Here is a 9,286-nt window from a genome sequence, read left to right as displayed (position 1 = left end):
GCGCCCGGGGGCCCCCCCCCCCCCCCGGGGGCGGGGGGGGGGGGCGGCGGCGCGGGGCGGGGGGGGGCGGGGGGGGGGGGGCGCGGGGGGGCGGGGGGGGGGGGGGGCCCCCCCCGCCCCCCCCCCGCCCCTCTTTCTCTTGTCCGCTCCGCGGATCCGGCCGTCAGTTATGGCCGAAACGCCGCTGGTGCTTGCGGGCCACGTCCGCCGGGCTGCCCTGGGCCTGGGTCTGCGGCCTGTTCTGGGCTTCGTAAGCGGTCGACTTCGCCTGCTCCTGCGATTGTTCGGGCTGTGAAGAACGGTTCTGCTGACGATCCTTGCGGTTCTTGTTCTTGGCCATGGGAATGCCTCCACATCAAGGGTTCAGCGGCAAGGGTCTGTCTGGGACCGCGACCAGACTCACATATAGGGAGATACGCCGCATTTTGGATCATTGCGGTGGGTAAGGGTGCCTTGTCAAAGGCGGGAACCCGGGCCTCCGGCGGGCTCCATCAGGGTTTCCGCCACGCCGAAGATCGAGTTCCGGCCGTCAACCCCGATCATGTCGGGCAGACTCGGGGCGAGCCCGGAGCGCGACGCCGGGCGGGTCCCGGGGTGATCCGAAAGAGGGTGGAGCGCGTGGACCGCTGTGTTGTCCTGGTGGACGCCGGATATCTGCTGGGGGCGGCGGCGAGCCTGCTCGCCGGGGAACCGGTCCGCTCCCGGATCGCCGTCGACCACACCGCCCTCGTCCAGGGCCTGCGCGACCTCGCGGAGAGCGACACCGAGCGCCCCCTGCTCCGTATCTACTGGTTCGACGGCGCCCCGGACCGGGTGCCCCAGCCCGAGCACCGCAGACTCCGTGTGATGCCCCGGGTCACGGTCCGGCTGGGCGCGCTGACCCGCAGTGACGGCCGCTGGGCGCAGAAGGGCGTGGACGCCGCCATGCACGCCGAACTGACCGAACTGGCCAGAAACCATGCCTGCTCCGACATTGTGCTGGTCACCGGCGACGGCGATCTGCTGCCCGGACTGATGTCGGCGAAGGAGCACGGCGTCGCCGTCCATCTCTGGGCCGTCCAGGCCGCCGACGGCGACTACAACCAGTCGGAGGATCTGGTCGCCGAGGCCGACGAACGGCGGGTGCTGGACCGCTCGTGGATCACCCGGGCGGTCCGGGCCCGGGACCTCGGCGGACTCGGCGCCCCGCCGCCCGCGCCCCGCCCCGAGATCGCCGCGATCCTCTCCGCCCCGCTGCCCGAAACCGCGCTCGCCGCGGCCCAGGAGCGGGCCGCGGCGGAGGCGGCCGCTTCCGCCGTCGCCCCGGCGGGGGAGCAGGAGCCCGCCGCCGCGGCCGCCGGAGCACCGCCCGCCCCGGCCGCCAAGGGCGTCCCCACCCCCAAGGACCTGGCCGCCCTGCGGGCTCCCGGCCCGCAGCCGCCCCCGCCCGCCTCCGCGACCCTGCGCTGGTCCTCCGACAAGGGGTGGATCGACCGGGCCGGCACCCTCGGCGAACCCCCGGAGACCGCATCGCTGCCCACCCTCGCCCAGCTGACCAGCGCGGAACAGCGGTGGGCCGACCGCGAGGAGGACATCACCACCGTCGGCGGCGACCCCTTCGAGGTCGGCCAGGTCTTCGCCCGCCGCTGGATGGCACGGCTCCCCGAGAACGGCCATGTGTCGAAGCTGTCCACGATGTACCCCCGGATCCCCCACCGAATCGACGGGGAACTGCTGCGGTACGCGGCGCGCTTCGGGCTGCTGGCGCACAAGGACGACCAGATCGACGAGCACGACCGCTATGCCATCAGGGCCGGCTTCTGGCGCGAGATCGACGTCCGTACGGCCGCCGAGCACGCCCCGGCGGGCGAGTAGCGCCCCCCTGAGGTCCGGTAGCGGTACACGGCGGGGCACCCGGGCACGGAGGCGGGGCGGGGACCCCGTACCCTCGTACCTCGTGAGTACGGTGTGCGTGGTGCGGCGGCTGGTGAAGACGTACCCTGCCGTGCGCGCCCGCCGCGGTGTACCCGCCACCCCCGAGGTCCGGGCCACCGACGGCATCAGCCTGGAGGTGCGGGGCGGCGAGATCTTCGGACTGCTCGGGCCCAACGGAGCCGGGAAATCCACCCTCGTACGCCAGTTGACCGGTCTGATGCGCCCCGACGCGGGCAGCGTCGAGGTCCTCGGCCACGATCTCGTACGCCACCCGGAACGCGCCGCCCGGCTCATCGGCTACCTCGGGCAGGAGTCCACCGCCCTCGACGAGCTGACGGTCTCCCTCGCCGCCGAGACCACCGGACGGCTCCGCGGCCTCGGCCTCCAGGAGGCGCGGGCCGAGCGCGACGCGGTCCTGGAGGAACTGGGACTCACCCCGCTCGCCGGCCGTGCCCTCAAGAAGCTCTCCGGCGGCGAACGCCGGCTCGCCTGCGTCGCCGCCGCCCTCGTCGGCGAGCGCCCCCTCCTCGTCCTGGACGAACCCACCACCGGTATGGACCCCGTCGCCCGCCGCGCGGTCTGGTCCGCGGTGGACCGGCGCCGCGCCGAGCACGGCACCACGGTCGTCCTCGTCACCCACAACGTCATCGAGGCGGAGACCGTGCTGGACCGGGTCGCCGTGCTGGACCGCGGACGGGTCATCGCCTGCGACACCCCCGCCGGGCTCAAGGAGCGGATCGCCGGCGAGGTACGGGTGGAGCTGGTCTGGCGGGAACGGGCCCCCCTGGACGTCCCGGAGGTCGCCGCGCTGCGCGCCTCCGCCCAGGAGTCCGGCCGGCGCTGGGTGCTCAGGCTGGCACCCGACGAGGCGCGCGCCGCCGTCGCGGCCGTCACCGGCGGCGCCGCCTTCGCGGCGCTCGACGATTTCACGCTCGCGACGCCCAGCCTGGAGGACGTGTACTTGGCGCTCGGGGGGAACGCGACGAAGGGGCTGGTCAAGGCGTGAGCATCGTGCCCGTACAGACGGTGTCCGGACGGACCCGGACGACGGAGGCGGAGAGGGAACGGACCCCGGAGGCGCCCGCCGCCCCGGCTCCGCTGGCCCCCCGGGCCAGACTGCTGCCGTCGCTGGCCGCGGTCTACCGGGCCCAGCTGTCCCGGGCCCGGGTGGCCCGGATCCCGCTGCTCTTCGTGGCGACCTTCCAGTCCGTCGGGATCATGATCCTGATGCGCGGGGTCGTCGACGGCGGCGCCGAGGCACGGGCCGTGGTCGCCGGATCCGCCGTGCTGGTCGTCGCCTTTGTGGCGCTCAACCTCCTCGCCCAGTACTTCGGCCAGCTCCGCGGCAGCGGCGGGCTCGACCACTACGCCACCCTGCCCGTGCCGCCCGCCGCCGTGGTCCTCGGCGCGGCCGGTGCGTATGCCTCCTTCACCGTGCCCGGCACGATCGTGACCGCCGTCACCGGCAGTCTGCTGTTCGGTCTGCCGATGACCCACCTCTGGATCCTGGTGGCCGTCGTACCGCTCTGCGGTGCGGCGCTCGCCGGGCTCGGCGCGGCCCTCGGTCTGCTCGCGCCCCGCCCCGAACTCGCGACCCTTCTCGGCCAGCTCGGCATGTCCGCGGCGCTGCTGCTGGGCGTCCTGCCGCCGGCCAGGCTGCCCGAGCCGATCGCGTACCTCCGCGATCTGATGCCGTCGACCTATGGGGTCGAGGCCCTCGCCCGGACCTTCGACTCCCGGCCCGACTGGGTCGCCGTCGCCCTCCACCTGGGGGTCTGCGCCGCGGTCGGTGTGCTCTCGCTGACCGTCGCGACCTGGGCGTATCGCCGCGCGGCGGTCCGGTGAGGCGCGGTCGCCGCAGGCCTGGCACGATGGCGTGGTGACCGCACCGCTGACACCTCCGCACCAGGAACCCGGCCATGAACCGGGGCAGGGACCGGGGCACGGGCCGAAGGACAACCCCTGGCGCACGCCGGAGCCCGGACAGTCGCCGCCGCCCGCCCCCTGGCCCGCGTTCGCGCCCCCTGCGCCTCCCACCCCCGCCGAGCTCGCGGAGCGTGCGGCCCGCCGCCGGGCGGATCTGCGCGAAGCGGCGGTCGTCACGGTCGCGGTCGCCGTCCTGGGCATCGCGCTCGGCCTGCTGTGGCTCTGGCTGGCCCCCCGTATCCCGCTGATCTCCGACGGCAAGGCCGTCTTCCTCAAGGACACCGAGGGCGAGGGCGCGATCGGCGCGGACGGCACCTTCGCCCTGCTGGGCCTGGCCTTCGGCGCGCTCAGCGCGGCCGGGGTCTTCCTCTGGCGCCGTCGCGGCGGTGTCCTGCTGGTCCTCGCGCTCGCCGTCGGCGGACTGCTCGGGTCCCTGCTGGCATGGCGCTTGGGCATCTGGTTCGGCCCGACCGACGATGTGGCGGCGCACGCCCGCGAGGTCGGCGCGGGTGTGACGTTCGACGCGCCGCTGAAGATGCGGGCGTACGGGGTGCTGCTGGCCTGGCCCCTCGGGGCGATGATCGTCCACCTGGGGCTCACGGGCCTGTTCGGCGAACGCGAACCGGCCACGGACGACCCGCCCGTGCAACACCCCTGGGGTCCGTCCGCCTCCTGACACCGCAGCCGCGCCCCCGGCCCGGGGGACGCGGCTGCTCCGTTACGCGGGGCGGCGGCCGTGGTTGGCCTTACGGGTGCGCCATTTGCGTTTGCGGGTGCGTTTGGACACGGCGGGGCTCCTTCCCGGCACGGGACGCGGCACGGACGCCTGAGCGTCCCTCTCGGTCGTAACCGAGAAGCCCGCCCGCGTCGACCCCCCGCGCACGCCCGATCCGGCTCCGGTACGAGAGCATGCGCCCCGCGCCCGGACTACTCCCGCCCGATCGGCGCCAGGACCGCGCCGGTGAGGGCCGCCAGATCGCCGGGGGCGAGTTCGACCTCCAGCCCGCGGCGGCCCGCCGATACACAGATCGTGGTGTGGGCCCCGGCCGAGGAGTCGAGGACCGTCCGCAGCCGCTTGCGCTGCCCCAGCGGGGAGATGCCGCCGCGGACATAGCCCGTGGTGCGCTCCGCCGCCGCCGGATCGGCCATGGCCGCACGCTTGCCGCCGACCGCGGAGGCGAGGGCCTTCAGGTCGAGCCGGCCCGCGACCGGGACGACCGCCACGGTCAGCTCGCCGTCGACATCCGCGACCAGGGTCTTGAAGACCCGGTCGGGCGGGACGCCGAGCGCGTCGGCCGCCTCCTCGCCGTAGGAGGGCGAGGCGGGGTCGTGGTCGTAGGCGTGCACGGTGTACTCCGTGCCCGCGGCCGTCAGGGCGACCGTCGCGGGGGTCCCGCCGCCCGCCTTCTGCTGCTTTCTGTCGTTCTTCTTCGCCACAGCGCACGCTCTTCCTGGTGGGGCCGGCCGCCGGTGCGCGGGCCGCCCGTCGGCCGGGGCGGTACGGGCCCGGCCCGCACCGCCCCGAGGGTCAGTTGAGGCTGGTCGGGGCCCGGGTCAGCTCGACGGCGGGTACCGAAGGAAGGTGCCGGATGACGGCGGTCTCGGAGCGCAGGAGCTTCAGCTCGTCCCGGAGCCGGGTCGCCACGTCCGGCGCCTCCAGCAGCCGCTGTTTGGCCGGGGTGTCGAGCACGGCCGCCGCCGCGACCAGATAGGACACCACGGACGGTTCGTCGGGCAGGTCCGGGGGAGCGGCCAGGGTCCGCTCCCGGGCCCCGGCCAGCCTCTTCTGGTAGGCGCGGAAGGCCCGCAGCACGCCCTCCGCGAGCGCCCCCGCGTCCTCGCCGACGACATCCGGCACCTCCTCCACCTCCGCGGTGAGGAAGGGGCCGTCGCTGTCGAGGGAGAGCAGCCTGATCCGGGTGGTGCCGGTGGCGAGCACCTCGAAGCTCCCGTCCTCGCGCTCCCGGATGGTGGCCGCGTCGGCGATACAGCCCATGCCGTGGAAGGCCTTCAGGGGATCGGTGCCGAAGCCCGCCGCGGGTCCGCGGTCGGGCCGGGCGGTCGGGTCGGGCATCCCGGGCTCGGAGGGTGCCACCTCGTGGCCGTCGCGGATGGCGACGACGGCGAAGCGCCTCGGCAGGGACTCGTCCGTCTTCAGCAGTTCGCGCATCATGGCGCGATAACGCTCCTCGAAGACGTTCAGGGGCAGGACGAGCCCCGGGAACAGTACCGAGTTCAGCGGGAAGAGCGGCAGTCTTGCGGTGGTCACGTCGGACAAGACTAATGGGCCGCGGGGCGGTCCCGGCCGGTCCGGGTCCGCCCGGGTGCCGCGCGCAGCGGGGTCGCCGATGCCAGCCGGTGCCGTACACCGTCCCTGGCTTGGAGGAACCGGTCCAGTGGATCATCGGAGAAGTACGTCCACGGGAACGAGGTCGCATACGGGCCGATCAGCCGGAACTCCTCCAGGGCGGCCTCCCAGCGGCCCCGCCGCAGCAGGACGGAGACCGTCAGATTCCGTACCTCGGCGGGTCCCGGATCGGCGGCCGGATGGCCCGCGGAGAGTTCGACCGCGAGATCGGCGGCCCGGTCGATACGTTCGGCGTGGACGCTGCTGTAGCCGCCCGCGAGCAGCTGGGCGAAGGCGGCCCGCACCGGCAGCGCCTTGATGAGCGAGCCCGGCAGCGCATCGGCGGCGGCCTGTTCGGCGAAGTCGAAGCATTCGCGGTGGGAGCCGTACCACTGGGCGGAGAGATAGCGCAGGGCCGCGACATGGCAGCCGTAGTGGTGCGACGAGCGGCGTATCGCCTGTTCCCAGAGGGCTTCGAACGCGCCGTGCGTGGCATGGCTGCCGCGGGCGTGGTCGAGGGCGATCCGCCAGGGCACCGGATCGCCGGGTGCGCTGTCGGCGGCCGCGTCGATCAACGGGCCGATCTCCCGGAGCCGTTCCCGGCGGGCGGGGGAGTCCCAGGCCCGGCGGACCTCCAATTCCGCCTTGACGACCAGGGCGTCGGGGTCGCGCGGTGCGTAGGCCAGCCAGTGGACGAGCCAGTCGTCCCGGGCGTAGGCGAAGGCGGCGAGCCGGGCCACCTGGCGGTCCCGGCTCTCCCAGTCGGCCTCGGCGCGGGCCGTCGCCAGCAGTTTCGCGGCAGGTTCCCAGTCGCCGTCGGCGGCGGCCACCAGGGAGGGCGCCGTCCGGGCATCGGGCACGTCGAGCAGTACCGCATCATCGGGCGGCAGACCGTCGGAGAGCCGCGGGGTGTGGCGGATCACGCGTGCGGTGCGCAGCAGGGCGCGGAGCAGTGCCATGATGCCGACCATTGAAAAACCCGGGTCCGGAGTTTGCCAGCGGAACGGTGTGAAGTTTTCGTGGCGGCGGAAAGGTTGTACCGGGGGAAGGCAAGAGACCGTAAAGAGCGTAAAGAATGCGGGGTTTTCGCCGCGGGCCCTGTCGCCGGGAGGAGCCCCGGCGCCGGTGCCCGGCCCCCGGCAACCCCCCTCGCCCTCGCTTCCGGCGGCCCGTTCGCGCGGGTCGGCGCAGAGCCCGAGGCACCGGGCCCTGGGCGGTGCGAGGCTGTGGGGCGCCGTTACCGCCCGCGCCCCGTCGGGCCGGCCCGGGGCCAGGGGCGAGCGCCCCCGGCCGGGGGCGGCCCCGTCAGCCGCGGCTCAGCAGCCGGGTGGCTCCCGCCGCGACCGTGGTGGCCAGAATCCAGCCCAGCAGGATCAGCCCCGCCGCCGTCCACTGCCAGTGGCCCGCCAGCTTCCAGTAGCCCTCCTGGCCCAGGTTGATCACCGGGACCAGCAGGTCCAGTGCGTACAGCGCGGCGTTGAAGTCCGGATGCTCGCCCGGTTTGAACGGCTTCGGCTCGGCCTGGGCGAAGGCCAGCGCGCTCGCGGCCCAGAGTACGGCCATCCACAGCGCCGCCCGCCCCGGCCGGTAGCCGTACGCCACGGTCAGATCCTGGATATGCCCCCACAGCTTTCCGGCCAGCGGCAGCGTTTCGCGCCGCCGCCGCTGCTTGGCGAGCAGCACCTCCCGGGCGTCCGCGTCCTCCCCGCTGTTGCGCAGGACCGTCGCCAGCCGCTCGTAGGGCTCGGGCGAGTACTCCGGGGTCGCGGACTCCACCCACTCCAACCGTCTGGCCAGCGGGAACGAGTCGATGGGCACCAGGTTCTCGTAGACGAAACCGCCCATCGCGAGGCCGCCGGGGCCCGGCCAGCTCGCCGCCAGATCGACCAGGGTGACGACCTTGGCGCCGTTGAGCACCACCCGGCCCTCCTCCGGCCGCTCCCCGTTGAACCGCAGCTCGGGGGTGACGATCCGGCGCAGCGACAACTCCTCGCCGGTGTTCATCAGCAGTCGGGCGCGGTGCAGGTCGATCGCGTCACCGAACCGGCCGTCGTCGAGCCGGACCCCGCCGTGGCACTCGAAGGGCTGGAGGCGGGTGCCGCGCCGGGCACCGCTGTGGATCACCCCGTACGGCGGGGTGGCGCCCGGGTCGCCGGTCGCCGCGCTCACCCACGCCCCGGTCAGATAGAGCGTCCGCTCCACGGTGAGCTGCGGAGCGTTCAGCGCCCGGCGCTCGGCCGCCGCCCGCAGCCTGCTGCCGCGCAGACTCAGCGACACACCGATCTTCGCACCGCGGAGACTGAACTCCCCGAAGGTCTGGATCAGCTCGGCCTGGAGGTCCTGGGCGACCGAGAGCCCGTCCGCGGTGATCGCCCGGCCCCGCCGGTCCGGCCGTACCTGAATCTGGTTGATCAGCAGATCCGTACCGATCTGGGCGTCGGTGAGCCGGATCCCGTGCTCGACCCGGCAGCGCGGCAGATGCAGATCGCCCTCCGTGCGCAGCCGGGCCGCCTCCAGCTTCGGCAGCAGACAGGACACCATCCGCAGGGTCGTGACATGTGCCTCCGGCATCAGGATCTCGCTGTCGAAACGGCAGGAGTGCAGCTCCACATAGGGGCCGACGGTGCCGCCGGCCAGCTTCAGCGTGCCCGTGATCTGGACACCGCGGAGTTTGAGCGCCGCGACCCGCCCGGGGTGCGGCGGCGGCCCGTCGAGCAGCAGCAGGGCGACGATGTCGGCCCGTACCTGCCGCTCGGGACCCCAGGGATGAGGCGAGAAGGGATCGTTCCGCAGCGGATCGGGGTCGCTGAGATCGAAAGTACTGCCGTTTCTGAAGGCGTTCCACATCCGTAGCTCGGCCGGGCTCAGCCCGTCCGGCGGACCGTCGGCCGACGGCTCGGTCACTGCGCTTCCCCCGTTCCTCGACGGCGTCGCGCGACTCCCGTGAATCCGGGCGCGTAACGCCGTTATGCCCGCTGAGTGACGGGGTGAACGCTAGTGGTCAACGATCACCCGTGGGTCGCGTTCCGTATCACGGGGGGTGTATCAGCCAGTGATACGGAACGCGACCCCGGTTCCGGGTCTGCGAGAATTGTCGGT

At 73.8% G+C, this 9,286-nt stretch carries 9 protein-coding genes; 4 read left to right on the top strand and 5 right to left on the bottom strand.

Features of this window, described 5'->3' with window-relative positions; translation table 11 throughout:
- Positions 1-163: 163 nt before the first annotated feature.
- Positions 164-340 (bottom strand): hypothetical protein, encoded by a 177-nt coding sequence (locus ACIQ9E_RS19130; RefSeq protein ID WP_006349817.1) that lies wholly within the window; start codon positions 338-340, stop codon positions 164-166.
- Between the two features lie 269 nt (positions 341-609).
- On the opposite strand from ACIQ9E_RS19130, the gene ACIQ9E_RS19125 reads away from it, so the two are divergent.
- From ACIQ9E_RS19125 to ACIQ9E_RS19110, 4 genes are all read left to right on the top strand, one after another.
- A complete protein-coding gene (locus ACIQ9E_RS19125; protein ID WP_403708453.1) occupies positions 610-1,854 on the top strand; it encodes an NYN domain-containing protein in 1,245 nt (414 codons plus the stop codon).
- A 91-nt stretch (positions 1,855-1,945) separates the two neighbouring features.
- Positions 1,946-2,920, top strand: coding sequence for an ABC transporter ATP-binding protein (locus ACIQ9E_RS19120; RefSeq protein ID WP_403708836.1), 975 nt, complete (start codon positions 1,946-1,948; stop codon positions 2,918-2,920).
- 20 nt (positions 2,921-2,940) lie between these two features.
- Complete coding sequence (locus ACIQ9E_RS19115; RefSeq protein ID WP_403708834.1) at positions 2,941-3,759, top strand: ABC transporter permease; 819 nt, start codon at positions 2,941-2,943, stop codon at positions 3,757-3,759.
- A 34-nt stretch (positions 3,760-3,793) separates the two neighbouring features.
- Positions 3,794-4,516, top strand: a complete 723-nt coding sequence (locus tag ACIQ9E_RS19110; protein WP_403708451.1) for an ABC transporter permease — start codon at positions 3,794-3,796, stop codon at positions 4,514-4,516.
- A 251-nt stretch (positions 4,517-4,767) separates the two neighbouring features.
- On the opposite strand, the gene ybaK is transcribed toward ACIQ9E_RS19110, so the two are convergent.
- The 4 genes from ybaK to ACIQ9E_RS19090 all read right to left on the bottom strand — a co-directional run bounded on the left by ybaK (position 4,768) and on the right by ACIQ9E_RS19090 (position 9,091).
- Positions 4,768-5,277 (bottom strand): Cys-tRNA(Pro) deacylase, encoded by a 510-nt coding sequence (gene ybaK, locus ACIQ9E_RS19105; RefSeq protein ID WP_403708449.1) that lies wholly within the window; start codon positions 5,275-5,277, stop codon positions 4,768-4,770.
- Positions 5,278-5,368: 91 nt separating this feature from the next.
- Positions 5,369-6,109 carry an LON peptidase substrate-binding domain-containing protein gene (locus ACIQ9E_RS19100; protein WP_403708447.1) on the bottom strand — a complete coding sequence of 247 codons (741 nt, stop codon included), beginning with the start codon at positions 6,107-6,109 and terminating at the stop codon, positions 5,369-5,371.
- Between the two features lie 11 nt (positions 6,110-6,120).
- Positions 6,121-7,158: a hypothetical protein gene (locus ACIQ9E_RS19095; RefSeq protein ID WP_403708445.1), complete on the bottom strand. Its 1,038-nt coding sequence runs from the start codon at positions 7,156-7,158 to the stop codon at positions 6,121-6,123.
- A gap of 334 nt (positions 7,159-7,492) precedes the next feature.
- Positions 7,493-9,091: an oxidoreductase gene (locus tag ACIQ9E_RS19090; protein ID WP_403708443.1), complete on the bottom strand. Its 1,599-nt coding sequence runs from the start codon at positions 9,089-9,091 to the stop codon at positions 7,493-7,495.
- Positions 9,092-9,286 lie beyond the last annotated feature (195 nt).

Origin of the sequence: Streptomyces sp. NPDC094448 (genome assembly GCF_044763775.1) — a bacterium.
Classification (GTDB): Bacteria; Actinomycetota; Actinomycetes; order Streptomycetales; family Streptomycetaceae; genus Streptomyces.
Note: the sequence above shows the minus strand (reverse complement) of the source record. Positions and strands in the feature narration are given on the sequence as shown.